This window comes from Streptomyces sp. NPDC014995, assembly GCF_043080745.1.
GTDB lineage: Bacteria > Actinomycetota > Actinomycetes > Streptomycetales > Streptomycetaceae > Streptomyces.
The window spans coordinates 247782-271788 of the sequence record NZ_JBIBVX010000007.1; the positions used below are offsets into that span (position 1 = coordinate 247782).

21 protein-coding genes, 2 tRNA genes and 1 pseudogene are annotated in these 24007 nt (G+C 72.9%); 14 read left to right on the plus strand and 10 right to left on the minus strand.

Features of this window, described 5'->3' with window-relative positions; genetic code table 11:
* Positions 1–4: 4 nt before the first annotated feature.
* Positions 5–2554 carry a ThuA domain-containing protein gene (locus ACF1A1_RS16685; protein ID WP_392000503.1) on the minus strand — a complete coding sequence of 850 codons (2550 nt, stop codon included), beginning with the start codon at positions 2552–2554 and terminating at the stop codon, positions 5–7.
* A gap of 189 nt (positions 2555–2743) precedes the next feature.
* On the opposite strand from ACF1A1_RS16685, the gene ACF1A1_RS16690 reads away from it, so the two are divergent.
* On the plus strand, positions 2744–3832 hold the full coding sequence (locus tag ACF1A1_RS16690; protein WP_392000505.1) for a multicopper oxidase domain-containing protein: 1089 nt from the start codon (positions 2744–2746) through the stop codon (positions 3830–3832).
* A 237-nt stretch (positions 3833–4069) separates the two neighbouring features.
* Here the strand turns inward: ACF1A1_RS16690 and ACF1A1_RS16695 are convergent, their stop codons facing one another.
* On the minus strand, positions 4070–4936 hold the full coding sequence (locus ACF1A1_RS16695; protein ID WP_392000507.1) for a hypothetical protein: 867 nt from the start codon (positions 4934–4936) through the stop codon (positions 4070–4072).
* 138 nt (positions 4937–5074) lie between these two features.
* On the opposite strand from ACF1A1_RS16695, the gene ACF1A1_RS16700 reads away from it, so the two are divergent.
* Positions 5075–6124, plus strand: coding sequence for a LacI family DNA-binding transcriptional regulator (locus tag ACF1A1_RS16700; protein WP_392000508.1), 1050 nt, complete (start codon positions 5075–5077; stop codon positions 6122–6124).
* A 64-nt stretch (positions 6125–6188) separates the two neighbouring features.
* On the opposite strand, the gene ACF1A1_RS16705 is transcribed toward ACF1A1_RS16700, so the two are convergent.
* The gene (locus ACF1A1_RS16705; RefSeq protein ID WP_392000510.1) at positions 6189–6980 is read right to left on the minus strand and encodes a VOC family protein; all 792 of its coding nucleotides are present in this window, start codon (positions 6978–6980) and stop codon (positions 6189–6191) included.
* 324 nt (positions 6981–7304) lie between these two features.
* On the opposite strand from ACF1A1_RS16705, the gene ACF1A1_RS16710 reads away from it, so the two are divergent.
* The 4 genes and pseudogenes from ACF1A1_RS16710 to ACF1A1_RS16725 form a co-directional block, all read left to right on the plus strand.
* Complete coding sequence (locus ACF1A1_RS16710) at positions 7305–7550, plus strand: WhiB family transcriptional regulator (protein WP_392000511.1); 246 nt, start codon at positions 7305–7307, stop codon at positions 7548–7550.
* Between the two features lie 56 nt (positions 7551–7606).
* Positions 7607–7678: transfer RNA gene (locus tag ACF1A1_RS16715), tRNA-Gly, on the plus strand.
* Between the two features lie 9 nt (positions 7679–7687).
* Positions 7688–7770: transfer RNA gene (locus ACF1A1_RS16720), tRNA-Glu, on the plus strand.
* 107 nt (positions 7771–7877) lie between these two features.
* Positions 7878–8312, plus strand: a pseudogene (locus ACF1A1_RS16725) (short-chain dehydrogenase); the annotation flags it as partial.
* A gap of 813 nt (positions 8313–9125) precedes the next feature.
* Here the strand turns inward: ACF1A1_RS16725 and ACF1A1_RS16730 are convergent.
* From ACF1A1_RS16730 to ACF1A1_RS16745, 4 genes are all read right to left on the minus strand, one after another.
* Complete coding sequence (locus ACF1A1_RS16730) at positions 9126–10100, minus strand: acyl-ACP desaturase (RefSeq protein ID WP_392000513.1); 975 nt, start codon at positions 10098–10100, stop codon at positions 9126–9128.
* Between the two features lie 229 nt (positions 10101–10329).
* On the minus strand, positions 10330–11106 hold the full coding sequence (gene ddaH, locus ACF1A1_RS16735; RefSeq protein WP_392000515.1) for a dimethylargininase: 777 nt from the start codon (positions 11104–11106) through the stop codon (positions 10330–10332).
* A gap of 131 nt (positions 11107–11237) precedes the next feature.
* Entirely contained in the window at positions 11238–12869 is a 1632-nt protein-coding gene (locus tag ACF1A1_RS16740) for an ABC-F family ATP-binding cassette domain-containing protein (protein ID WP_392000516.1), read from the minus strand.
* 290 nt (positions 12870–13159) lie between these two features.
* Positions 13160–13573, minus strand: a complete 414-nt coding sequence (locus ACF1A1_RS16745; protein WP_392000517.1) for an SsgA family sporulation/cell division regulator — start codon at positions 13571–13573, stop codon at positions 13160–13162.
* Between the two features lie 225 nt (positions 13574–13798).
* Here ACF1A1_RS16745 and ACF1A1_RS16750 point away from each other — a divergent pair, with 225 nt between their 5' ends.
* The 3 genes from ACF1A1_RS16750 to ACF1A1_RS16760 all read left to right on the plus strand — a co-directional run bounded on the left by ACF1A1_RS16750 (position 13799) and on the right by ACF1A1_RS16760 (position 16149).
* Positions 13799–15001 carry a WD40/YVTN/BNR-like repeat-containing protein gene (locus ACF1A1_RS16750; RefSeq protein ID WP_392000518.1) on the plus strand — a complete coding sequence of 401 codons (1203 nt, stop codon included), beginning with the start codon at positions 13799–13801 and terminating at the stop codon, positions 14999–15001.
* A 61-nt stretch (positions 15002–15062) separates the two neighbouring features.
* Positions 15063–15389: a plasmid stabilization protein gene (locus tag ACF1A1_RS16755; RefSeq protein WP_392000519.1), complete on the plus strand. Its 327-nt coding sequence runs from the start codon at positions 15063–15065 to the stop codon at positions 15387–15389.
* Between the two features lie 61 nt (positions 15390–15450).
* Positions 15451–16149 (plus strand): endonuclease V, encoded by a 699-nt coding sequence (locus ACF1A1_RS16760; protein ID WP_392000520.1) that lies wholly within the window; start codon positions 15451–15453, stop codon positions 16147–16149.
* On the opposite strand, the gene ACF1A1_RS16765 is transcribed toward ACF1A1_RS16760, so the two are convergent.
* On the minus strand, positions 16125–16313 hold the full coding sequence (locus ACF1A1_RS16765; RefSeq protein WP_392000522.1) for a hypothetical protein: 189 nt from the start codon (positions 16311–16313) through the stop codon (positions 16125–16127). The genes ACF1A1_RS16760 and ACF1A1_RS16765 overlap by 25 nt on opposite strands.
* Before the next feature lie 216 nt (positions 16314–16529).
* Here ACF1A1_RS16765 and mmpA point away from each other — a divergent pair, with 216 nt between their 5' ends.
* Complete coding sequence (mmpA, locus tag ACF1A1_RS16770) at positions 16530–16676, plus strand: morphogenic membrane protein MmpA (RefSeq protein WP_392000523.1); 147 nt, start codon at positions 16530–16532, stop codon at positions 16674–16676.
* A 114-nt stretch (positions 16677–16790) separates the two neighbouring features.
* On the opposite strand, the gene ACF1A1_RS16775 is transcribed toward mmpA, so the two are convergent.
* A complete protein-coding gene (locus ACF1A1_RS16775; RefSeq protein WP_392000525.1) occupies positions 16791–17969 on the minus strand; it encodes a saccharopine dehydrogenase family protein in 1179 nt (392 codons plus the stop codon).
* A gap of 91 nt (positions 17970–18060) precedes the next feature.
* Here ACF1A1_RS16775 and ACF1A1_RS16780 point away from each other — a divergent pair, with 91 nt between their 5' ends.
* From ACF1A1_RS16780 to ACF1A1_RS16795, 4 genes are all read left to right on the plus strand, one after another.
* Positions 18061–18465, plus strand: coding sequence for an MmcQ/YjbR family DNA-binding protein (locus tag ACF1A1_RS16780; RefSeq protein WP_392000526.1), 405 nt, complete (start codon positions 18061–18063; stop codon positions 18463–18465).
* A gap of 98 nt (positions 18466–18563) precedes the next feature.
* Entirely contained in the window at positions 18564–19730 is a 1167-nt protein-coding gene (locus ACF1A1_RS16785; protein WP_392000527.1) for a CaiB/BaiF CoA transferase family protein, read from the plus strand.
* Between the two features lie 35 nt (positions 19731–19765).
* A complete protein-coding gene (locus ACF1A1_RS16790) occupies positions 19766–20980 on the plus strand; it encodes an acetyl-CoA C-acetyltransferase (protein WP_392000528.1) in 1215 nt (404 codons plus the stop codon).
* Positions 20981–21021: 41 nt separating this feature from the next.
* Positions 21022–23214 carry a 3-hydroxyacyl-CoA dehydrogenase NAD-binding domain-containing protein gene (locus ACF1A1_RS16795; RefSeq protein ID WP_392000529.1) on the plus strand — a complete coding sequence of 731 codons (2193 nt, stop codon included), beginning with the start codon at positions 21022–21024 and terminating at the stop codon, positions 23212–23214.
* Positions 23215–23278: 64 nt separating this feature from the next.
* Here ACF1A1_RS16795 and ACF1A1_RS16800 read toward each other — a convergent pair whose 3' ends face one another.
* Positions 23279–24001 (minus strand): MerR family transcriptional regulator, encoded by a 723-nt coding sequence (locus ACF1A1_RS16800; protein WP_392000530.1) that lies wholly within the window; start codon positions 23999–24001, stop codon positions 23279–23281.
* Positions 24002–24007: the final 6 nt, after the last annotated feature.

Consider the following 24007-nt stretch of genomic DNA (forward strand, 5'->3'; position numbering starts at 1 on the left):
CTCGTCACCGGTTGCCCCCCACCAGCCGGCCGGCGGCCGGTGTCTCGGCGCCGCCCGTGTAAGTGATGCGCCACAGCGCCGACTTGGCGTCGGAGGTGAAGAAGCCGCGGCCGTAGTCGAGGACGTACAGGGCGCCGTCCGGACCGAACTTCCAGTCCATGAGGTTCTTGATGCCGTCGTTGCCGACCGGCACGATCCCCTTCAGCGACTCCGAGTGGACGGGCAGGCCGCCGTTCCCCTGGGTCGCGGGGTTCATCAGCACCGCGTTGCGCGGCTGGCCGGCGTCGTAGAAGTCGCCGACGAACCACTTGCCGTCCCAGTACGCGGGCCACTTCGCGGTGCTGGCGCTCGCGGCGTCGTAGCGGTAGACCGGCCCGTTCATCGCGGCCTGCCCGCCGCCCTTGAGCCACGGAAGCCGGTAGGTGGCCTCCTGCGTTTTGTACGAGGGGACGCCGCCGGCGTCACGCGGGTAGTCGGGGGCGCCGCCCTGGGGCGAGTACCAGATGTTGTTGCCCGTCACCGGCGGCAGGTTCACCAGGCCGTCGTTGTGCGGGGACTCGTTCCTCGGGTGGTCGCAGTCGTACCAGCCCAGCGGCTGCGAGGGATCCGGCAGGTTGCGGTCCCGGTAGGGCTGCTTGTTGCCCATGCAGTACGGCCAGCCCCGGTTGCCCGCCTCGGTGATGACGGCGAACGTGTCGTACTTCGCGGGGCCCCAGGTCGGCGACGGCTCGCTCGCGTCCGGGCCGACCCACCCCGCGTACAGGATGTCGGTCGTCCGGTCGACGAAGATGCGCGCCGGGTTGCGCACGCCCATCACGTAGATCTCGCCGCGCGTCTTGCCGCCGCCCTCGTCGGTCTCCCGGCCCGTGAAGAGATTCCCCGCCGGGAGGGTGTACGTCCCGTCGGGCTCCGGGTGGATGCGCAGGATCTTGCCGTTGAGGTTGTTGGTGTTGCCGGCGGTGCGGCGCGCGTCGGCGAAGCCGACGCCCCGGAAGGCCGGCTGGGGGTTGTTGCCCGAGTAACCGCCGCTGAAGCCGCTGGAGTTGTTGTCGCCGGTCGCGATGTACAGGTTGCCCTTCGAGTCCCAGGCCATCCCGCCCCCCGCGTGGCAGCAGCTGTGCACCTGCACCGGCCACCGCAGCAGCACCTTCTCGCTGCCCAGGTCCAGCCTGTTCGTGGCGGGGTCGAGGGTGAAGCGGGAGACACGCCGCTCGGCCGTCCGGGTCTCGCGGTTGACCTGCGCGTGGGGTGTGTAGTGCAGGTACACCCAGCCGTTCTGCTCGAAGCGCGGGTCGAGCTCGATACCGAGGAGGCCCTCCTCCACCTTGATCAGCTCGTCGCCGCCGCCCTTGTTGCCGAAGACCGTCACCTCGCCCGCCAGGGTGACCTTTCGGGTCCTCGGGTCGTAGACGTGGATCTGGCCCCTGCCCTTGCCGACGTCCGGGTTGTTCCAGTCGGTGATCACCGGCTGCGAGGAGTCGGCGCCCCCGCGGCCGATGTAGAGGACGCGGCCGTCGGGGGCGGTGACCAGGCCGTGCGGCTCGCCGATCTGGTCGTTCTGCCCCGGCTGGTTCGGCTGGGTGAGGCGCTCCGCCCGGTAGTGGCCCGTGATGGTCGCCTTGCAGTCGGCCCGCACCAGCCGGGTGGTCCACAGCAGCGCGCCCCGCAGATGCGTACGGAAGTCCGTCTCGTCGTACGACGACACCGTGCCGCCCATGCCCGTGTAGAAGGAGCGGCCGCCGTCGTAGTCACGGCACCAGCTGATCGGGTGGTCCCAGCCGTTGGCGCTCGCCCCCGGCTGGTACGTCGTCTCCCGCACCCGCGCGACGGTGTGCACCGTGCCGGACGGGTTGCGCACCCAGTTCGGCCACCGGTCGGGGCGTTTCCACTCGACCGGCAGATCCTTGGTGGCCGGATGCCGCCGGTCGCCGACCTCGACGGTGGCCCGCTGCACGGTCGTCGGGCCGGAGGCGGCGGGGCGGGCGCCGATCAGGCCGGTGAACCAGTCGGAGTACGGCTCCGCGCGGGCCGCGTCATGGATGCCGACGAAGCCGCCGCCCGCCTCCATGTACGCCTCCAGGCCCGCCTCCTGCTCCGGCTCGAGGACGTCCCCACCGCCGGTCAGGAAGACGACGGTGTGGTAAGTCCCCAGCCGGGCCTCGCTGGTGAAGACGGAGGCGTCGTCCGTGGCCTCGATCTCGAAGCGTTGCTCCGCGGGGCCGGACAGGCCGATCCGTTCGATCGCCGCGATCCCGGCGTTGACGACCGGCGACTCCTCCCCGGCCGCCGCCGACCCGTGGAAGACGAGCACCCGGACGTCGGCGCCGCCCGGCGGCGACTTCACGGACATCGTTGTCGGAGACGGTTCCGGGGCCGGACGCGCGCTCGCGTCCGGCCCCGACAGCAGTCCGGCGGCGACGGCCCCGACGGCCACACCGGCCACCCAGCCCCGTCTGCTCGGCGTCCGCCGGCTTCTCGTCCTTCTCGCGGTCCCCGCGTGGCTCCTGCTTCCCTCGTTTCCCGTGCTCGTTGTGCTCCACCCTGGTAAGCGCATGGGCACCTCCTCGGTCACAGCGACAGCGCCAAGGAAGCTAGACCCCTTTGCACGACTCGCCAATACCTATGACCGCGATGGCACGAACTTTGTCCTGGGTGTGGATGAACGGCGGAACGACCGGTACCGTCTCACAGGTTCATCACAGGTACGTCTCCGCAAGTTCCTTACCAGGGTGGGGAGTTCCGCATGGACAGACGCAGTTTCAACCGGCGGATGCTGCTGGGCGGCGCGACGGTCGCGACCTCGTTGTCCCTGGCGTCCCAGGCCGCCGGCGTCGGCGGACCGGCGCGAACGGCCCCTGCCGGGGGCGTGGTGAGACACCTGAAGCTGTATGCCGAGAAGCTCCCCGACGGGCAGGTGGGCTACGGCTTCGAGAAGGGCAGGGCCTCGATCCCGGGACCGCTGATCGAACTCACCGAGGGCGACACCGCCCACATCGAGTTCGAGAACACCCTGGACGTGGCGGCGAGCCTGCACGTCCACGGCCTGGACTACGAGATCTCCAGCGACGGGACGAAGCTGAACCACAGCGACGTCGAACCCGGCGGCACCCGCACCTACACCTGGCGCACCCACGCCCCCGGCCGCCGCGCGGACGGCACCTGGCGCGCGGGCAGCGCCGGCTACTGGCACTACCACGACCACGTCGTCGGCACGGAACACGGCACGGGCGGCATCCGCAAGGGCCTCTACGGACCGGTGATCGTCCGCCGGAAGGGCGACGTCCTGCCCGACGCGACCCACACGATCGTCTTCAACGACATGACGATCAACAACAGGCCGGCCCACTCCGGGCCCGACTTCGAAGCCACGGTCGGTGACCGCGTCGAGTTCGTCATGATCACGCACGGCGAGTACTACCACACCTTCCACCTGCACGGACACCGTTGGGCCGACAACCGCACCGGCATGCTCACCGGCCCCGACGACCCCAGTCAGGTCATCGACAACAAGATCGTCGGCCCGGCCGACTCCTTCGGCTTCCAGGTGATCGCGGGGGAGGGGGTGGGCGCCGGCGCGTGGATGTACCACTGCCATGTGCAGAGCCACTCCGACATGGGGATGGTGGGGCTGTTCCTGGTGAAGAAGCCGGACGGCACGATTCCGGGATACGAGCCGCACGGACCGCACGAGTCGCACGGGACGGCCGACACCTCCGGGACCGCCGACACCGTCGGCAGCTCCCGGGGCGCCGGCACCTCCGGGGCCCTTGGCAGCTCCCGGGCCGGCCAGGCCTCCGGGGCTGCCAAGAACCCCGTGACGCACGAGCACTGAGGGATCCTGGGCAGCCGGCAGGAACTCGCCCGAGACCTGCTGATGGCGGTGCACCCCGTCGCCGACGACCGCTGACTCGCCCTCGCCACAGGCGCGCCGGCAGCGGCCGGCCCGCGCGCCGACCGCCGGCGCCACCCCTCGCCGAGATCCTGCGCGGCGACGACTCCGGGCGCACGGACCGCCCCCCGCTCCGCGTACGCGCCCGTCGGCACGCCCTGGCACGAGGCCGGCCGGTGGTCAGCCGATGTCGTACACGGCCCAGTCGGTGAAGGGCTTTTCCTGGACGTACAGGCGGGGGCCCCGGCTGACGACCCGGCGCCGGCCGAGTGCCCCGCCGTCCGCCCGGCGCAGCGGCCCCTCGGCCACGACCTCGACGGTGCCGTCCGTGAGACGGCAGTCGACGAGGAGGTGGTTGAGGAACACCACCCGGTCTCCGTGCACGGCGAGTGCGGACGGACTCCTGACCGGGTTCCTCCACACCCGTACCCGCTGGTCGGCGTGGATCTCCAGAAGCGGGAAGCGGGGATAGTGGCAGGCCCAGGCCACTCGGCCGGACACGTTCAGGGCATAGCAGTCGTCGATGCCGTCGTCCATCTCCGGGAGGCGCCGAAAGGCCCACAGCGGTTCGCCCGTACTGCTCCAGCGGCGCAGGCCGGGCACGCTCAACTCGTCTCCGCCGTAGATGCCCTCGTCGAAGTAGCCGACCCAGAGGTCACCCGCCTCGTCGGCCAGGAAGTGGCTGATGCCGTCTCCCACCCGGAACGTCCAGGTGGAGCGGCCCAGCGCGTCGAAGACCTGGACGTGCTCCTCGTCCCGGGCCGAGCGGCCGGCCGCGAGCACGAAACCGCCGTCCGGCAGGGCCTCCAGCAGACGGCACCCCGGCAGTACGGCGCTCAGCTCGGTCGCGTACGCGGAGCCGTCCTCGACGGTCACCACCACGGCGTCGTACGGATCCCTGCGCCGCGAGTCGACCGGGTGCTGGGTGAGGAGCCAGTGAGCACGTCCGTACACGTCGATCGTGCTGTGTCTGATGTGCAGATCGCGATAGGTGCGCGGCAGTCGGGCGTAGGGCGCGAGCCGCGCCTCGGGGCGTCTACTCGGCATGAGCCTTTCTCATGGTCATGCCGTGATCTTCGCCGAGGGAGCTCCCGGGCGCAAGCCTCTCGCCGTCGGCGAGAGCGCTCTCGTCCCTGCTCGGCCCGGAGCTATCCTGATCGGCACCCACCGAGGAGGAGCCCCGCAGTGAGCAAGACAGCGCCGCGTCCCACGCTGGAGGCCGTGGCCGCGCGGGCCGGGGTCTCCCGGGCCACCGTCTCGCGGGTCGTCAACGGTGGGGACGGCGTCAGGGAGCCGCTCGTCGAGCGCGTCCGGCGGGCCGTGGAGGAACTCGGGTACGTCCCCAACCAGGCGGCCCGCAGCCTGGTGACGAAACGACACGACGCCGTCGCCGTCGTCATCGCCGAACCGGAGACCCGCGTCTTCGCCGACCCCTTTTTCGGGCTCCAGCTCCGCGGCATCAGCAAGGAGTTGACGGCTCATGACAATCAGCTCGTGCTGCTGCTGACCGAGGGCCGCGACGACCACGCCCGGGTCGCCCGCTACCTCGCCGGCGGCCATGTCGACGGCGCCCTCGTCTTCTCGCTGCACCTCGACGACCCGCTGCCCGGCCTGATCCAGGGCGCCGGAGTGCCGACGGTGTTCGGTGGCCGCCCCGGCTGGAGCGACGGCACGCGCGACGTCGTGTACGTCGACAGCGACAACCGCGGCGGCGCCCGCGAGGCCGTACGCCACCTGGTCGGCCTGGGCCGCGGCCGCGTCGCGCACCTCACCGGGCCCCTCGACCAGACCTCCGCGGCGGACCGGCTCGAGGGGTTCCGGGACGTGATGGGCGACGCCGATCCGCGGCTGGTGGTGGAGAGCGACTTCACCCCCGGTGGCGGTGAGCGGGCCATGCGGGAACTCCTCGACCGCTGCCCCGACGTCGACGCCGTCTTCGCCGCCAACGACCTCACCGCCTCGGGCGCCCTGCGCGTCCTGCGCGAACGAGGCCGGCGCGTCCCCGAGGACGTCGCCGTGGTGGGCTTCGACGACATGCTGCCCGTCGCCGAACAGACCGACCCGCCGCTGACGACGGTCCGTCAGGACATCGAGGAGATGGGCCGGATCATGACCCGCCTCCTGCTGCGCGGCCTCGACCGCCGCACGCCGCACGCCGCACCGGACGACGCCCCCGACGGCTCACCGTCCGGTGTCGTCCTGCCGACCACGCTGGTGCGCCGCGCCTCGGCCTGACCGACCGCTCCCGCCGACCGCTCGTCCCGGGCACTCCGTCCCAGGCCCGGCGGCGGCCGCCGTCTCACGTCTGCTGCGGCGCGCTCCTGATCACCGCGAAGCGTGCCCCGTCCGGGTCGGCGAGACGGGCGATCCGGCCGACGCCCTCGACGTCCGTGGCGGCGAGCCGCACCGTGCCGCCCAGCTCCTCCGCCCGCGCGACCACCGCGTCCACGTCGGTGACCTCGAAGTACGGCAGCCAGTACGCCCCCGAGCCGGCCTCCGTGGGATCGTCGGCCGGGGGCACCACCCCGCCGAACGCGGCGTCCTCCCCGGCGCCCGCCGGGTTGACGCAGGTGTAGGTGCCGCCCGGGAAGGTGACGGCCGAGGTCTCCAGGCCCAGGGTGGCCCGGTAGAAGGCGGCGGCCGCCGCTTCGTCCGGCGTGTACAGCTCGACCCAGCACAGCGAGCCCGGCTCGCCCGCCACGTCCACGCCCTGGGTCCGCCCGGGCTGCCAGAGGCCGAACGGGGCCCCCGCCGGATCGGCGAGGAGCGCCATCGTGCCCCGGCCCATCACCTCCATGGGCGGGAACAGGACTCTGCCGTGCGCCTGCTCGGCCGCCTTGCACGTGGCCTCCGCGTCCGGCGACCGGAAGTACACCGTCCACGACGGCGGGCCCTGCTCAGGCGTGGTCTGCATACCGCCGGCCGCGATCCTCCCGTCCAGCTGGAAGAAGCCGTACCCGCCGGCGTCGGGCCCCGCCGACTCGAACCGCCAGCCGAAGAGGGCGCCGTAGAAGGTGGAGGCGCGGCCGATGTCGGTGGTGCCGACGTCGATCCAGTTCGGAGCGCCGTTGACGAAACGGGTGGTGAGCATCTTCGCCCTCCTCGTCGGAGTCCCGCCTGTGCACTGCCGAGTCTCGCACCGCCCACTGACAATCGCTGCCGGGGCGCGGCGGTCGGCGGAAGGGGCGATCCCTTCGCTCCCCTTGCCGCGGTACCGCCCTCCCGCCCTCCCGCCGTCCCGTCGTGCTCGCCCTCCCGCCGTTCCGGCCGTCCCCGACGTTCCTCTCGTCGTCCCCGCGCGCCGCCGTGCGCCACGGCCCCCGGCGGGGGCACCATCAGGGCGGCCGGAGGCCTGCGGTGCCGCGTATATCCGGCGTTGATCGAACGTTTTTCGCCGCGCGGCAGGCTTCTCGCCATGTACACCGACACGATTCCCACGCCCGACCTGACCTGGCAGCGGGAGGCGCTGTGCGCGCAGACCGGGGCGGACTTCTTCTTCCCCGAGCCGGGCAGTTCGGTGCGGGAGGCCAAGCGCATCTGCGGCATGTGCGAGATGCGCTCCGCCTGCCTCGAGTACGCCCTGGCCAACGACGAGCGGTTCGGCGTGTGGGGCGGCCTGTCCGAGAAGGAACGGTTGCAGCTGCGGCGTTCGTCGCGCTGAGGCCGCGTATCCGGGCGACCGCATCGCGGGGGTGCGGTGAGGATCCGGGGGCGCGTCCGGACGTGGCGCGGAGGCAGGCGCGTTGCCCTGCCAAGGCGGATCACGCCGGTTGAATCCGGCCGTTCGGACGCGTCTGCGGTCCCGTGGAGCAGAGGCAGACTCGCCGCCTTCTCAGGGCGGATACGCCGGTTGGAATCCGGTTGGTATCCGGTCGGGACCACGGCACGGCGAGCGCGGTGCGGGGCAGGCGGGGCAGGTCGGGGCGGGTGCGGATGGGCGAGGACATCACCAGGACGAGCGCGGGGGCGCAACCGGTGGCCGAACCGGATCCGGGGTGGACCGCGGCGCCGGCCCCAAGTCCCGCTCTGCGCGGCGGACATCGCCGCTTTCCACGACCTCGTGGGCAAGCTGCGCGCCCTGCCCGTCGACGATCCCGTGCGGCTCAGGGCCGAGCAGGTCGCCGTGTCCTTCGCGCGCGACGGGCGGCTGCGGCGGCGCAAGGCGCGCGACGCGCGGACGTCGGCCGCGGACGCCGCCGCGATGGCCGCCACCGCGACCGGCGCCCCGGACCGGCGCGAGGACGCGCCGCTGACCGGCGCCGGCAGCTCCGGTGTGTTCCGCCGGCCGCGCACCTGCTACGTCTGCAAGTCGCCCTATCGACAGGTCGACGCCTTCTACCACCGGCTGTGCCCCGACTGCGCCGCCGACACCACCGCCCGCCGCGCCCTGAGCACCGGCCCGAGCAGGTCGCAAGGCCTCCTCCGCCGCACCGACCCGCGCCGGGAACACGAGGTGACCCACCGCCAGCACCTCCAGGACGCGTACGGCGGACCCGTGGTCCGTCGCGTACTCGGCCGGGCCGTCCAGCACGCCCGCCCGGCGCACCCGGTGCACGAACCGGGGGTGCGAGCCGAACCGGGGGTGCGAGCCCAACCGGGCGCGCAGCGCGGGCGGGCAGTCGGGGCGTACGGACAGCGCCCAGCGCGCGTAGCCGGGCAGCGGCGTCCCGGCGTCCGCGTCGGTGACCGCGCGCCGGTCGTCCCGAGTCAGCACCGTGGACGCGGCCGCACGGCCGGCGGCCAGGGAGCGGGCCTCGCGCAGCGCGCCGACGAGGCCGTGGCGGACGTGGCTCTCGGGGATCGCGGGTTCCTCGCCGGGCAGCCGGGGGTCCACCGGGACGGGCTCCGTGCGGCCGGGGCCGAACGGGATCCCCCGGGCGAGGGCCCGGCGCAGGCCGGCGTCGAGCCCGACGTACCGCCACACCACGGCGTTCAGCTCCGGGTCGTCCTCCTCCGGGATCCACAGCGCCAGGGAGGCGGGCACCCGGGGCCACGACCACACGCGGTGCGGGCGGCGCCGCGTCGCCTCGGGGCTGTCCGGTTCGGGCGCGGGCAGGCCGATGCGGTCCCGGATCCGTCCGGCGGCGTCCTCGCCGGCCAGACCGAGCAGGAAACCGAGCGCCTGCCGGGCCGGGTGGCTGTAGTGCGTGGCGGCATGCTGCCGCGGGTCGCGAACGGCCCGCACCGGGACATCGGTTCCCCGGGCGGGCCGTCGTGGACCGTCTTCGAGTGGGGGTCAGCCGGCGGCGCGCGCCGCCATCCGCGCCTTGCGGGTCGCCAGCTTCTCGTCGAACTTCAGGGCCTCCGCGTCCAGGCCGCCCATGAACAGCCCGAGTTCCTCCTGCGCCTGCCGCCCCTCGGCGCCGAGGCCGTCGATCTCCATGACCTTCAGGTGGCGCAGGACGGGCTGGAGGACGTCGTCGTGGTGGATGCGCAGGTTGTAGACCTCGCCGATCGCCATCTGCGCCGCGGCCCGCTCGAATCCGGGGATGCCGTGGCCGGGCATGCGGAAGTTCACGACGACGTCCCGCACCGCCTGCATGGTCAGGTCGGGGGCGAGCTCGAAGGCCGCCTTGAGCAGGTTGCGGTAGAAGACCATGTGCAGGTTCTCGTCGGTCGCGATGCGCGCCAGCATGCGGTCGCAGACCGGGTCACCCGACTGGTGGCCGGTGTTGCGGTGCGAGATGCGGGTCGCGAGCTCCTGGAAGGCGACGTAGGCGACCGAGTGCAGCATCGAGTGCCGGTTGTCCGACTCGAAGCCCTCGCTCATGTGGGACATGCGGAACTGCTCCAGCTTGTCCGGGTCCACCGCGCGCGAGGCGAGCAGGTAGTCGCGCATCACGATGCCGTGCCGGCCCTCCTCCGCCGTCCAGCGGTGCACCCAGGTGCCCCAGGCGCCGTCGCGGCCGAAGAGGGTGGCGATCTCGTGGTGGTAGCTGGGGAGGTTGTCCTCCGTCAGCAGGTTCACCACCAGCGCGATCCGGCCGACCTCGGTGACCTTCGACTGCTCCTTGTCCCAGGCCTCGCCGTCCTCGAAGAAGCCGGGGAAGTTGCGGCCGTCGCTCCACGGCACGTACTCGTGGGGCATCCAGTCCTTGGCGACCTGCAGATGCCGGTTCAGTTCCTTCTCGACCACTTCCTCCAGGGCGTACAGCAGCCGGGCGTCGGTCCAGACGGAGGGGCTGCCGAGGTGCGGGGAAGTGATCGTCACGGGTACTCCAGGGGACGTGATGCAATGCGGAAACCGTCCGGCAGGCGATGCCGGAACTTACGGGATCGTAGGCTACGAACCCGTAGGTTACGAAGCCGTAGGTTAAGAGTGTTGTAAAGACCCCTGATCAGCCCACGTCCAGGGGCCTTCGAAAGACCGTGTCCGGGTATGCGCGACAGCCCCGGGATCCGCAGGTCCCGGGGCTGGAAACGGCGAGGGGGCCGCCCGGTCAGGCGTACAGCTCCCGCAGGCGCACCGAGAGGCATGTCACACAGCCCTCGAGCTTCTCGAACTCGCCGATGTCGACCACGACGGGCTCGTACCCGAGGTCGGCCAGCAGCTCGGCCGTCTTCGGCGCGCTCGCCGCCATCAGCACCTTGGGGCCGCCCAGCAGCACCACGTGGGCGCCGGCCTCCTCGGGCACCGACAGGAAACGCGGGAACAGCGACGGCCGGTCCACCTTCGGGATGTGGCCGACCACCGTGCCGTCGGGCAGCGCGGTGACGGCCGACTTCAGGTGCAGCACCTTGCTCACCGGTACGGCCACGACCCGCGCGCCCAGCGGTTCGAAGGCCTCCCGCACCTGCTGTACGCCGGCCGCGTTCGTACGACCGCCGCGGCCGACGTAGATCGTGTCGCCGACCTTCAGCACGTCGCCGCCGTCCAGTGTGCCCGGCTCCCAGATCCAGTTCACCGAGCAGCCCAGACGGGCCACGGCCTCCTCGACGCCGGCGGTCTCCGCGCGCCGGGACTCGGCGCCGGGCCGCGCGATCAGGGCGACGTTCTTGTACAGGACGACCGTGTCCTCGACGAACACGGAGTCCGGGCAGTCGTCGGCAGGATCGACCTCGATGGTCTCCCAGCCGTGGGTGCGCAGCGCCTCGGCGTACGCCTCCCACTGCTCCAGGGCGAGCCCCGTGTCCACCTTCTGCCGCTCGAGGTGCGTCACCAGACCTTCGGCGAGGCGCGGGCTGGGGCGGCGGATGAGGGCCTTCTTGCTGGGCACGTCCAGGTCTCCGGGATCGGCGGTGGCTGACCGGCGCCCCTGACGCGGCGCCGGTCAGCCATCATGCAGGCCCGGTCGACGAGGACAAAACCCTCACCGGCCGGCTGTGCCTGTCCTGAGACACGCCGGCCCTACGCCGGGTCCGCCGGATCCCCCACCTCCTCCGCCGACGTCTCCCGCAGTTCCCCGTCCAGCAGCAGCCAGCGGGTGATGCCGATCGACTCCAGGAACGGCAGGTCGTGGCTGGCCACGATCAGTGCCCCCTCGTACGACTCGAGGGCCGTGGTGAGCTGTCGGACGCTCGCCATGTCGAGGTTGTTCGTCGGCTCGTCCAGCATCAGCAGCTGGGGCGCCGGTTCGGCGAGCATCAGGGCCGCCAGGGTGGCCCGGAACCGCTCGCCGCCGGAGAGCGTCGCCGCCTTCTGGTCGGCCCGGGCGCCGCGGAACAGGAAGCGGGCCAGCCGGGCCCGGACCCGGTTGTTGGTGGCGCCCGGCGCGAACCGGGCCACGTTCTCGGCGACCGTCAGCCCGCCGTCGAGGATGTCCAGCCGTTGCGGCAGGAAGCGGAGCGGCACGTGCGCGCGTGCCTCGCCCCCCGCCGGTGCCAGCTCCCCGGCGATCGTGCGCAGCAGCGTCGTCTTGCCCGCCCCGTTGCGGCCGACCAGCGCGACCCGCTCGGGCCCGCGCAGGTCGAGACCGCCCCGCACGCGCGCGCCGTACGCGAGGTCCAGGTCCAGGAGCGTGAGGACGTCACGGCCCGGCGGTACGGCCGTGTACGGCAGGTCGACGCGGATCTCGTCGTCGTCCCGTACGGCCTCCACCGCCTCGTCGAGCCGTTCCTTGGCCTCGGCGAGCCTCTCCTCGTGCATGATGCGGTGCTTGCCCGCGGACTCTTGCGCCGCGCGCTTGCGGGCCCCCATGACGATCTTCGGCTCGCGCTTGCTGTCCCACATCTTCTGGCCGTACCGCTTGCGGCGGGCCAGTTTGACCTGGGCGTCGGCCAGTTCGCGTTTCTGCTTGCGCAGGTCGGCCCCGGCGACGCGCACCATGCGCTCGGCCGCCTCCTGCTCGGTGGCGAGGGCCTTCTCGTACGCCGAGTAGTTGCCGCCGTACCAGGTGACCTCCCCGGCGTGCAGGTCGGCGATCTGGTCGACGAGTTCCAGCAGTTCCCGGTCGTGGCTGACCACGACCATCACGCCCGGCCAGGACGCGACGGCCGTGTACAGCCTCCGACGGGCGTACAGGTCGAGGTTGTTGGTGGGTTCGTCGAGCAGCAGGACGTCCGGGCGGCGCAGCAGCAGCGCGGCCAGCCGCAGCAGGACCGACTCGCCGCCCGACACCTCGCCGATGGTGCGGTCCAGGTCGATGTGGCCGAGTCCGAGTTCGCCGAGGGTGGCGAGGGCGCGTTCTTCGACGTCCCAGTCGTCGCCGACCGTCTCGAAGTGCTCCTCGGACACGTCGCCCGCCTCGATGGCGTGCAGCGCGGCCCGCCGCGCGGCGATGCCGAGGGCCTCGTCGACCCGCAGGGAGGTGTCGAGCGTGACGCTCTGCGGGAGGTGGCCGACGTCGCCGGCGATGCGGACGGTGCCGTCGGAAGGGCTGAGTTCCCCGGCGATCAGCTTCAACAGGGTGGACTTGCCGGAGCCGTTGACGCCGACGAGTCCGGTGCGGCCGGGGCCGAAGGCGACGTCGAGGCCCTCGAAGACGGGCGTGCCGTCCGGCCAGGTGAAGGAGAGGGAGGAACAGGTGATGGAAGTAGTCAAGCGGGCCTCGCGGTTGCGTGTGCGGTCAGGGGCAACGCGTATCGAGACACCGGAGGGCGGCGACCACCGCGGGGAGCGGGGAGCGAGGGGGCACGGACACGGCCGCGCGTCCAGGGGCAGGGCCCTGCTCCGCAAGGACGGCTCGAACGCCGAGGTCGCACGCGGCACCCACACCCGTCGGGTGTGGTGCGGTGTCTCGGACCTCAGACGAGCAACGTCCTTCTCCTATCGACGGCAACAGAACCGTTCTACACCGTAAAAGCGCGGTGGAGGGCTGTCAACGCATTAACTCAGGCCTCCCGCATCAGCTCCGCCAGGTCGTGGTCGAGGTCGAGCTGGAGGTGCTCCAGACCGGCGGGCACCAGCTCGCTCGTGGCCCGCAGGAAGCGCCGGATCTCCTCCGAGTGCACGTGCACGATCGCGGTGCCCTCGGGCGCGTGGAACTCCAGCACCGTACGGTCGTAGCCGTAGGGGCGGACACGGACGTCGCCGTGTCCCTCGGCCTCGTGCAGACCCGCGGAGAGCAGCTCGCGGGCGAAGGTCCAGCAGACGTCCACGCCCTCCAGGGTCGCCGGGGCCGGGAAGGTCATGCGGACGGCGAAGGGGTCGCGCCGGTCGTAGTGCAGCGTGGCCGGGATGCTCTGCATCCGAGGTGCGGCGGCGACCAGGCGGGCCTCGACGGGCTGCTCGATGACGATGGACAACGCCTTGCTCCCTTGTGACGGCGGGACGAACTTCCGGGCGGGTGGGGGCCGGACACTGGAAGAGACGCCGGAACCGGCCGATCCGTGCACACGAAATCCGAGTGACCTCGGTCACCGCCTTTCATGCACGGGAGTGACTCACCTCTCTTGCCGTGTCCCGCAGGGCGTTTGAGGCGCTGGGGGTCCTCTGGACGGCACCCGGGCGGTGGGCTAGCTTCGCCCGCCATGAGGCGCTTGGGGAACTCGCGACGCACGGTTCGAACGGCACGGGTGAGGCGCACAGGGCGGGTGACGGCCGCCGGAGCGGCCTGTACGGCGGCCCTGGCCGTCCTCACCGCCGCACCCGCCCAGGCGGGGGCGTCCGTCCGGGCGGAGGCGCTCGCCCAGGTGGAGGCGCCCGGCCAGGGGCGGGCGCCCGAACGGGCGCAGGCGCACGGCCCGGCATGGGCGCACAGTCCCGGGTGGGCGCTCAAGGACACCGGCGCTCCCTCCGTCCGCTTCCGCGGCCTGGCGGCGGTCGACCGGGACACCGCCTGGGTGGCCGGCAGCCAGGGCACCGTTCTGCGCACCACGGACGGCGGGAGCAGCTGGCGGAACGTCTCGCCGCCCGGCGCCGCCGAACTCCAGTTCCGGGACGTCGAGGCCTTCGACGCGCGGCGCGCCGTGGTGCTCGCCATCGGCGAGGGCGAGGCCTCGCGCGTGTACCGCACCGACGACGGCGGGGCGACCTGGACGGAGTCCTTCCGCAACACCGACGCACGGGCCTTCTACGACTGCCTCGCCTTCTTCGACCGCCGCCACGGCCTGGCGATGAGCGACCCGGTGGACGGCAGGTTCCGCATCCTGTCGACCAGCGACGGCGGCCGCTCCTGGACGGTGCTGCCCGACGCGGGCATGCCGCCCGCCCTGGACGGCGAGGCGGGCTTCGCGGCCGGCGGCCAGTGCCTCGTCACGGCCGGCTCCCGGGACGTCTGGCTGGCCACCGGCGGCGCCGCACGCGCGCGCGTGCTGCACTCCGCCGACCGCGGGCTGACCTGGACGGCCACCGACGTCCCGGTCCCGGCGGGCGATCCCGCGCGCGGGGTCTTCGCCCTCGCCTTCCGCGACCGCGCCCACGGCCTCGCGGTCGGCGGCGACTACCGCCCCGACCAGCCGTCCCCGCGGGCCGCGGCGACGACCGGCGACGCCGGCCGGACCTGGCGGTCCGCCACCACGCCCCCGCCCGCCTACCGCTCCGGCGTCGCCTGGCTGCCGCACAGCCGCACCGCCGCCCTCGCGGTCGGCCCCACCGGCACCGACCTCACCACCGACGCCGGCCGCACCTGGCGCACGCTCGACACCGGCTCGTACGACACCGTCGACTGCGCCCCCGACCTCGGCTGCTGGGCCTCCGGCGAACAGGGGCGGGTGGCAAGGCTGGAGAGCTGATCCCGCGCGTGGCGCCCGTTTCGGGGTACCCGTTGTGCGAACGCGAAAGGAGTGAGCGCACATGCCACGCGGTTCCAGCCCCAAGCGGGAGCGCCAGTACGAGCACATCAAGAAGAGTGCTCAGGACCGGGGGGAGAGCACCGACCGGGCGAAGGAGATCGCCGCCCGCACGGTGAACAAGGAACGCGCCCGGTCCGGCGAGTCGAAGACCGCCAGCCGCACCTCCACACAGGACATGTCGTCCGGCAAGCGCGGCGGCCAGCGGTCCGGCAAGGGCTCACAGGGGCCCACGTACGACCAGCTGTACGAGGAGGCCAAGCGTCGCAACATCCACGGCCGTTCGGACATGAACAAGAGCCAGCTGCAGCGGGCCCTGGGCAAGAGCTGACGCAGCCGCTCCGGAACGAGATCGCGGGCCGGCCCGCGGGAGCCGTACGCTCGTCCTCACCATGACGAGGACCGTACGCATCCCCGCGGGCTGGCCCGCGACCGAGGAAGAGGCCCGCGCCGTCCAGGACGAGCTGCGGGCGAGGGTGGTGCTCGACGAGCCCGGGCCCCCGCCCGGCACGGGCCGGGTGACGGGGGTCGACGTCGCCTACGACGACGGACTCGACGTCGTCGCGGCGGCGGCCGTCGTGCTGGACGCGGCGAGCCTCGACGTCGTCGCCGAGGCCACGGCGGTCGGGCGCGTCTCCTTCCCGTACGTGCCCGGCCTGCTCGCCTTCCGGGAGATCCCCACCGTCCTGGCCGCCCTCGACGCCCTGCCCTGCCCGCCCGGCCTGGTCGTCTGCGACGGCTACGGCCTCGCCCACCCCCGCCGCTTCGGCCTCGCCAGCCACCTGGGGGTCCTCACCGGACTGCCCACGATCGGCGTCGCCAAGAACCCCTTCACCTTCACGTACGACGACCCGGACACCCCGCGGGGATCGGCCGCACCGCTGCTGGCGGGCAGCGACGAGGTGGGCCGCGCCCTGCGCACCCGGGAGGGCGTGAAGCCGGTCTTCGTGTCCGTCGGCCACCGCGTGACCCTGGACGACGCCTGCGCCCACACCCTCGCCCTCACCCCGCGGTTCCGCCTGCCCGAGACGACGCGCAGGGCCGACGCGCTGTGCCGCAGGGCGCTTCAGGACGCGACGACCCGCCACTGACCGACCTCGCGGTACTCCGAGTCGAGGATCGCCGATCCGTCGCCGGGCTCCAGGGCGTAGTGGCGGAGGTTCCCGCCCCAGTACCGCAGGATGCGCCCCAGCTCACTCACCGTGTCCTGCGCCAACGCGCCCTCGTCCACCGTGACTTCGAGAACGAACTTCAAGCTGCTCACCTCCCTCCGCTCGTGCCCTTCCATCGTTTCATTGAAGTGCTTGTTGGCACTTCGGCACCGGTGCACCCTGGCGGGACCGGGGGAGAGAGGCGACAAGTCTCAAATGGGCCGGCGGTGCGGGGCCGTCGCCGGGCGCACGAACCCGAGTACGTCGTCTGAGTACCTGTACGGATGTGGGGCCCGGCCGCCGTCCGGCAGGCTGACGGCATGACGACGCACCGCGCCCCCAAGCCCCTCGCCGACCCCGACCGCCCCGTCGAGCGCGCCGTGAACGCCGCGCTGATCCTCGCCGTCCTGGCCGGGCTGGGCTGGATCGCCGGGATGATCTACACGCTGGTGGAGTGGCCGGTCTAGGTCGTGACTTTCGGATCGGCCCGACTCGGGGCCGCGGCGCCCCGCTCACCGGGATGATCCGAAAGACACGGTCCTGGGCCGGCCGAGGACCGGCCCAGGACCGGCCCAGGACCGTCAACGGCTCGCGGCCACCCGGAAGCGGATGCCGGCCGCGCGCAGCCGCTCGGTCAGCGCGTCGCCCATCGCCACCGCCGTGGTGACCTGGCCGGCCGTCTCCGGGAGGTCGTCGAGGGCCAGGGCGAGCGCCGCCTCGGCGAACATCTTCGCCGTCTCGTCGTAGCCGGGGTCGCCGCCCGAGACCTCGGTGCACACCCGCCGGCCGCCGCCCTCGCCCACGAACCGGACGGTGAACCAGCTGCGCGCCCGCTTCTCGGCGCTCGGCCCCTCCCCGGGCTTCAGCCGGTCCGACAGCCAGCGCCGGGCGGGCGGCAGTTGGGCGGCGGCGAAGAGCGCCCCGACGGCCGCGGTGCCGCCCACGGCGACCGGCAGCCGTCGTACGGCCGCGTAGTGGCGGTAGCGGAAGTCGGGGCCGTAGCGCTCCAGCGCCTTCGCGGACCGGCGCACGATCTGCGGGTCGATGGTCGGCAGGGGCAGCGCCCAGGCGCCGACCTCCGGGGCGAACCGGGGTGTCCCCAGCGGTGCCGTGGCCCGGCGGCCCACCAGCCGCGGCTCGTGCCGGTGCCGCTCCCGCGCGGCGGCCACCATCTGGCGGCCGCGGGCGAACTGGCCCAGCGCGGAGGCGAACGTGCCGCCCGAGAAGGCGGCGTCGGCGGTCACGAAGCCGTCCACGGTCAGCGGCACGCCCTCCGGCAGCTGCCGGACGGTGAAGTACACGCCCAGGTCGTGCGGGACCGAGTCGAACCCGCAGGCGTGCACCAGGCGCGCCCCCGTCTCCCGCGCGCGTGCGTCGTGCCGGACGTACGTCAGGTCCACGAACTCCGGCTCGCCCGTGAGGTCGAGATAGTCGGTGCCGGCGGCCGCGCAGGCGGCCACCAGTTCCTCGCCGTACCTCACGTAGGGGCCGACCGTCGTCGCCACCACGCGCGCGTGCCCGGCGAGGGCGCGCAGCGAGGCCGGGTCCGACACGTCCGCGCGCAGCACCCCGGGCCGCGCGCCGCCGGGAAGCCGGTCGCGCAGCCGCCGCAGCCCCGTCTCGTCCCGGCCGGCGATCGCCCAGCGCAGCTCCTCGGGGGCGTGGGCCGCGAGGTACTCGGCGGTGAGCGTCCCCACGAAGCCGGTGGCCCCGAAGAGCACGATGTCGTACGGACGGTCCGTCCTTTTCAGCCTGCTCATGACACCCCTTGGTCGTGCAGCCCGTGCCGCTGTCGGTGGCCGAGGCTAGCGTGAGGAGTGCGGAGCCCGACGACGAGCCCGGAGGCAGCAGGTGGCCGTACCCAGGAACGCCCTCAGGAAGTGGGAGAAAGTGCGCGGGTTCGCGCTCGGCCTGCCGGGCGCGACCGAGGAGTTCCCCTGGGGCGAGACCGTCGCCAAGGTCGACAAGAAGGTGTTCGTCTTCCTCGGCGTCGACGACGGCAGTCACCCGCTCGGCGTCACGGTCAAGCTCACGGACGAGACGGCCCACGCCCACGCGCTGGCCGCCCCGGGCGCCTGCCCCGCCGGATACGGGCTCGGCAGGTCCGGCTGGGTGAGCGTCCCGCTGGAGCGTCCGGGCGCCCCCGCGGCCGACCTGCTGTGCGACTGGGTGGAGGAGAGCTACCGCACGATCGCGCCCAAGCGGCTCACCACGGAGCTGGACGGCCGCGGGCGCCCGGCAGGCGCCCCGCCGTAAACTGGCTAAGCGCTTGCTCGCCCCACCTCTTGTGTCCACTGGAACACGTTCTTAGCATCACTGGTGTTACATCGGTGGTGTCACGGCAAGGGGGCTGGATGACAACGGCAGGGACGGCCGGAGGGACAACCGGCACGGCGGGCCACGGCCCGCTCGCCGGCGTGCGCGTGGTCGAACTGGCCGGCATCGGTCCCGGCCCCTTCGCGGCCATGCTCCTCGCCGACCTCGGCGCCGACGTCGTCCGGGTGGACCGCCCCGGCGGTTCGTCGCTCGGGATCGACCCGGCCCACGACGTCACCAACCGCAACAAGCGTTCCGTCGTCGTCGACCTCAAGGCCCCGGACGGTCCCGCGCGCGTGCTCGACCTCGCCGCCCGCGCCGACGTGCTGATCGAGGGCAACCGCCCCGGCGTCGCCGAGCGCCTCGGCATCGGACCCGAGGCCTGCCACGCCCGCAACCCCCGGCTGGTCTACGGCCGGATGACCGGCTGGGGCCAGGACGGCCCGCTCGCCCACCGCGCCGGTCACGACGTGGCCTACATCGCCCTCACCGGCACCCTCGGCCTGATCGGCGCCCCGGAGACACCCCCGCCCGTACCCGCCAACCTCCTCGGCGACTACGCCGGCGGCTCCCTCTACCTCGTCGTGGGCGTCCTCGCCGCGCTCCACCACGCGCGCGTGACGGGCACCGGCCAGGTCGTCGACGCCGCCATCGTCGACGGCACCGCCCACCTCTCCGCCATGATCCACGGCATGCTCGCCGCCGGCGCCTGGCAGGACCGGCGCGGCGCCAACCTCCTCGACGGCGGCTGCCCGTACTACGGCACCTACGAGACCGCCGACGGCGGGTACATGGCCGTCGGCGCCCTGGAACCGCAGTTCTACGACGAGTTCGTACGCCTCCTCGGACTCGAGGACGTCACCGGCGCCCGCACGGACCGGACCCGCTGGGGCGACCTGCGCGAGGCGGTCGCCGGCCGCTTCAAGTCCCGCACCAGGGACGAGTGGACGGCCCTCTTCGAGGGCTCCGACGCGTGCGTGGCGCCCGTGCTGTCGCTGCGCGAGGCCCCGCACCACCCGCACCTCGCCGCCCGCTCCACCTTCACCGACCACGACGGCATCACCCAGCCCGCCCCCGCCCCCCGTTTCTCCGCGACCCCGACCGCCGTCCGCAGCGGTCCCGCGCGGCCCGGCGCCGACACGGCCGCCGTGGCCCGCGACTGGGACACACCCCGGCTCGTCGACGACCTCCCGCAGGGCGACTGACCCCGTTCGGCCCACCCTCCCCGAAAGGCCTACCAGTGAGCACCGAAGCGTACGTGTACGACGCGATCCGCACCCCGCGCGGGCGAGGCAAGGCGAACGGCGCCCTGCACGGGACGAAGCCCATCGACCTCGTCGTCGGCCTCATCCACGAGCTGCGCGACCGCTTCCCGGGCCTCGACCCGGCCGCGATCGACGACATCGTCCTCGGTGTCGTCGGCCCCGTCGGCGACCAGGGCTCCGACATCGCGCGGATCGCCGCGATCGCGGCCGGCCTGCCGGACACGGTGGCCGGCGTCCAGGAGAACCGCTTCTGCGCGTCGGGTCTCGAGGCCGTCAACCTGGCCGCCGTGAAGGTCCGCTCGGGCTGGGAGGACCTCGTCCTCGCGGGCGGTGTCGAGTCGATGTCCCGGGTGCCGATGGCCTCCGACGGCGGCGCCTGGTTCAACGACCCGATGACCAACCTCGCCGTGAACTTCGTGCCGCAGGGCATCGGCGCCGACCTCATCGCCACCATCGAGGGCTTCTCCCGGCGCGACGTCGACGAGTACGCGGCCCTCTCGCAGGAGCGGGCGGCCACGGCCTGGAAGGACGGCCGCTTCGACCGCTCCGTCGTCCCGGTGAAGGACCGCAACGGCCTGGTCGTCCTCGACCACGACGAGCACCTGCGCCCGGGGACGACCGCCGAGTCCCTCGCCGGGCTGAAGCCCTCCTTCGCCGACATCGGCGACCTGGGCGGCTTCGACGCCGTGGCCCTGCAGAAGTACCACTGGGTCGAGAAGATCGACCACGTCCACCACGCGGGCAACTCCTCCGGCATCGTCGACGGCGCCTCCCTCGTCGCGATCGGCTCGAAGGAGGTCGGCGAGCGTCACGGCCTCACCCCGCGCGCGCGGATCGTCTCCGCCGCCGTCTCCGGCTCCGAGCCCACCATCATGCTCACCGGCCCCGCCCCCGCCACCCGCAAGGCCCTCGCCAAGGCCGGCCTGACCATCGACGACATCGACCTCGTCGAGATCAACGAGGCCTTCGCGGCGGTCGTCCTGCGCTTCGTGAAGGACATGGGCCTGTCCCTGGACAAGGTCAACGTCAACGGCGGCGCCATCGCCCTCGGCCACCCCCTCGGCGCCACCGGCGCCATGATCCTCGGCTCGCTCGTCGACGAACTGGAGCGCCAGGACAAGCGCTACGGCCTCGCCACCCTCTGCGTGGGCGGCGGCATGGGCATCGCGACGATCGTCGAACGCGTCTGACCACCCCGGCGGAACCAAGAGACTTCTACGGAGACCCTGTCATGACACAGAGCACCACCATCCGCTGGGAACAGGACCGCACCGGCCTCGTCACCCTCGTCCTCGACGACCCGGACCAGTCCGCGAACACCATGAACCAGGCGTTCCGCGACTCCCTCGCGGTGATCACCGACCGCCTGGAGGCCGAGCAGGACACCATCCGGGGCGTCATCATCACCTCCGCCAAGAAGACCTTCTTCGCCGGCGGAGACCTGCGCGACCTGATCCGCGTCACCCCCGGCACCGCCCAGGAGCTGTTCGACGGCGGCCTGGAGATCAAGCGCAACCTCCGCCGCATCGAGACCCTCGGCAAGCCGGTCGTCGCCGCGATCAACGGCGCCGCCCTGGGCGGCGGATACGAGCTCGCCCTCGCCTGCCACCACCGGATCGCCCTCGACGCCCCCGGCTCCAAGATCGGCTGCCCCGAGGTCACCCTCGGCCTGCTGCCCGGAGGCGGCGGCGTCGTGCGCACCGTGCGTCTGCTGGGCATCGCCGACGCCCTCCTCAAGGTCCTCCTCCAGGGCACCCAGTACAGCCCGCGGCACGCCCTGGAGAACGGCCTGGTCCACGAGGTCGCCGCCACCCCAGAGGAACTCCTCGCCAAGGCCCGCGCCTTCATCGACGCCAACCCCGAGTCCCGGCAGCCCTGGGACCGGCCCGGCTACCGCATTCCGGGCGGCACGCCCGCCAACCCGAAGTTCGCGGCGAACCTGCCCGCCTTCCCGGCCACCCTGCGCAAGCAGACGGGCGGCGCCCCCTACCCGGCCCCGCGCAACATCCTCGCCGCGGCCGTCGAGGGCGCCCAGGTCGACTTCGACACCGCGCAGGTCATCGAGGCCCGCTACTTCGTGGAGCTGGCGGCCGGCCAGACCTCGAAGAACATGATCCAGGCCTTCTTCTTCGACCTTCAGGCCGTCAACTCCGGCGCCAGCCGCCCGAAGGGCGTCGAGCCGCGCCAGGTCCGCAAGGTCGCCGTCCTGGGCGCCGGGATGATGGGCGCCGGCATCGCCTACTCGTGCGCCCGCGCGGGCATCGACGTCGTCCTGAAGGACGTCTCCCTGGAAGCGGCCGTCAAGGGCAAGGGCTACTCCGAGAAGCTGTGCGCCAAGGCCGTCTCCCGGGGCCGTACCAGCCAGGAGAAGGCGGACGCGCTGCTCGCCCGCATCACGCCCACCGCCGACCCGCAGGACCTGGCCGGCTGCGACGCCGTCATCGAGGCGGTGTTCGAGGACACCTCCCTCAAGCACAAGGTCTTCCAGGAGATCCAGCACGTCGTCGCGCCGGACGCCCTGCTGTGCTCCAACACCTCCACCCTCCCCATCACCGTCCTCGCCGAGGGCGTCGAGCGCCAGGCCGACTTCATCGGGCTGCACTTCTTCTCGCCCGTCGACAAGATGCCCCTGGTCGAGATCATCAAGGGCGGGCGCACCGGCGACGAGGCGCTCGCGCGCGCCTTCGACCTGGTCCGGCAGATCAAGAAGACGCCGATCGTCGTCAACGACTCCCGCGGCTTCTTCACCTCCCGGGTGATCGGCCACTTCATCAACGAGGGCGTCGCCATGGTCGGCGAGGGCATCGAGCCCGCGTCCGTCGAGCAGGCGGCGGCCCAGGCCGGCTACCCGGCGAAGGTCCTGTCCCTGATGGACGAGCTGACGCTCACCCTGCCCCGCAAGATCCGCAACGAGTCGAAGCGGGCCGTCGAGGAGGCCGGCGGCACCTGGCCCGGCCACCCCGCCGAGGCCGTCGTCGACCGCATGGTCGACGAGTTCGGCCGCACCGGCCGCAGCGGCGGCGCCGGCTTCTACGACTACGTCGACGGCAAGCGGGCGGGCCTGTGGCCGGGCCTGCGCGAGCACTTCACGCGCGAGGGCGCCGAGATCCCGTTCCGCGACATGCAGGAGCGCATGCTCTTCTCCGAGGCCCTCGACACCGTCCGGCTCCTGGAGGAGGGCGTGCTGACGTCCGTCGCCGACGCCAACATCGGCTCCCTCCTCGGCATCGGCTTCCCCGGCTGGACCGGCGGCGTCCTGCAGTACATCAACGGCTACGACGGCGGCGCCGGGGTGGGGACCGGCCTGCCCGGATTCGTGGCACGCGCGCGTGAACTCGCCGAGCGCTACGGCGACCGCTTCACCCCGCCCGCGCTGCTCGTGGAGAAGGCGGAGAAGGGGGAGACCTTCACGGACGGCCGCTGACGCATCCCTCCGGGACACCGCGCCCGCCCGGCGGGCGCGGTGTCCCGGAGGGACCTTCGTCACCTCAGGCGGACCCGTCCGCCTCCGGCTCCGTCAGCCACTGCCGCAGCTCCTCCCGCAGCGACCGCTGGAAGGTCGTCAGCAGGGCCTGCACCACCAGCGGATGCATCTGCGCGCTCAGCGACTTCACGTCCTGCGCGTCACGCTCCGCCACCGCGTCCCGCAGCAACCGCGACAGCTCGTGCGCCGCCGCGCGCGCGTGCTCCGTCAGCGCGGTGCGCGCGGCGAGGATCACCTCCTGCGACAGCGGTACGTCGAGCAGCCGGACCCCGAGCGGCAGCAGACCGCAGTCGACGCGGTAGGAGCCGTCGCCCGCCTCGGCGCCCCCGACGATGTCCATCGCCTCCAGCCGCGTCACCTCCTCCTCGCCCAGCGCCCGCCCCGCCCGCCGCTGAAGCTCCTCCCGCGTCATCGTCTCCACCGCGTCCGGCGCCCAGGAGGCCACCACCGCCCGGTGGACGGCGAGGTCGTGCGCGTCCAGACCGGGCGGCAGCCGGCTCAGGTAGCGCTCGATCGCCGCCAGCGTCATGCCCTGCCGCTGCAACTCCTCGATCAGCGCGAGACGCGCGAGATGCGCCGGACCGTAGTGCCCCACCCGGCGCGGACCGATCACCGGCGGCGGCAGCAGACCCCTGGTGCTGTAGAACCGCACCGTGCGCACCGTGACCCCCGCGCGGGCGGCCAGCTCGTCGACCGTGAGGGCCGGCTCCTCGGTCTCGATCGTCATGTGCAG

Coding starts and splice junctions, on each gene's coding strand:
- ACF1A1_RS16795 (WP_392000529.1), top strand. CDS start 21,022: ATGACACAGAGCACCACCATCCGCTGGGAACAGGACCGCACCGGCCTC.
- ACF1A1_RS16775 (WP_392000525.1), bottom strand. CDS start 17,969: ATGAGCAGGCTGAAAAGGACGGACCGTCCGTACGACATCGTGCTCTTC.
- ACF1A1_RS16705 (WP_392000510.1), bottom strand. CDS start 6,980: ATGCTCACCACCCGTTTCGTCAACGGCGCTCCGAACTGGATCGACGTC.
- ACF1A1_RS16710 (WP_392000511.1), top strand. CDS start 7,305: ATGTACACCGACACGATTCCCACGCCCGACCTGACCTGGCAGCGGGAG.
- mmpA (WP_392000523.1), top strand. CDS start 16,530: ATGACGACGCACCGCGCCCCCAAGCCCCTCGCCGACCCCGACCGCCCC.
- ACF1A1_RS16760 (WP_392000520.1), top strand. CDS start 15,451: ATGACGAGGACCGTACGCATCCCCGCGGGCTGGCCCGCGACCGAGGAA.
- ACF1A1_RS16695 (WP_392000507.1), bottom strand. CDS start 4,936: ATGCCGAGTAGACGCCCCGAGGCGCGGCTCGCGCCCTACGCCCGACTG.
- ACF1A1_RS16685 (WP_392000503.1), bottom strand. CDS start 2,554: ATGCGCTTACCAGGGTGGAGCACAACGAGCACGGGAAACGAGGGAAGC.
- ACF1A1_RS16755 (WP_392000519.1), top strand. CDS start 15,063: ATGCCACGCGGTTCCAGCCCCAAGCGGGAGCGCCAGTACGAGCACATC.
- ACF1A1_RS16690 (WP_392000505.1), top strand. CDS start 2,744: ATGGACAGACGCAGTTTCAACCGGCGGATGCTGCTGGGCGGCGCGACG.
- ACF1A1_RS16800 (WP_392000530.1), bottom strand. CDS start 24,001: ATGACGATCGAGACCGAGGAGCCGGCCCTCACGGTCGACGAGCTGGCC.
- ACF1A1_RS16785 (WP_392000527.1), top strand. CDS start 18,564: ATGACAACGGCAGGGACGGCCGGAGGGACAACCGGCACGGCGGGCCAC.
- ACF1A1_RS16750 (WP_392000518.1), top strand. CDS start 13,799: ATGAGGCGCTTGGGGAACTCGCGACGCACGGTTCGAACGGCACGGGTG.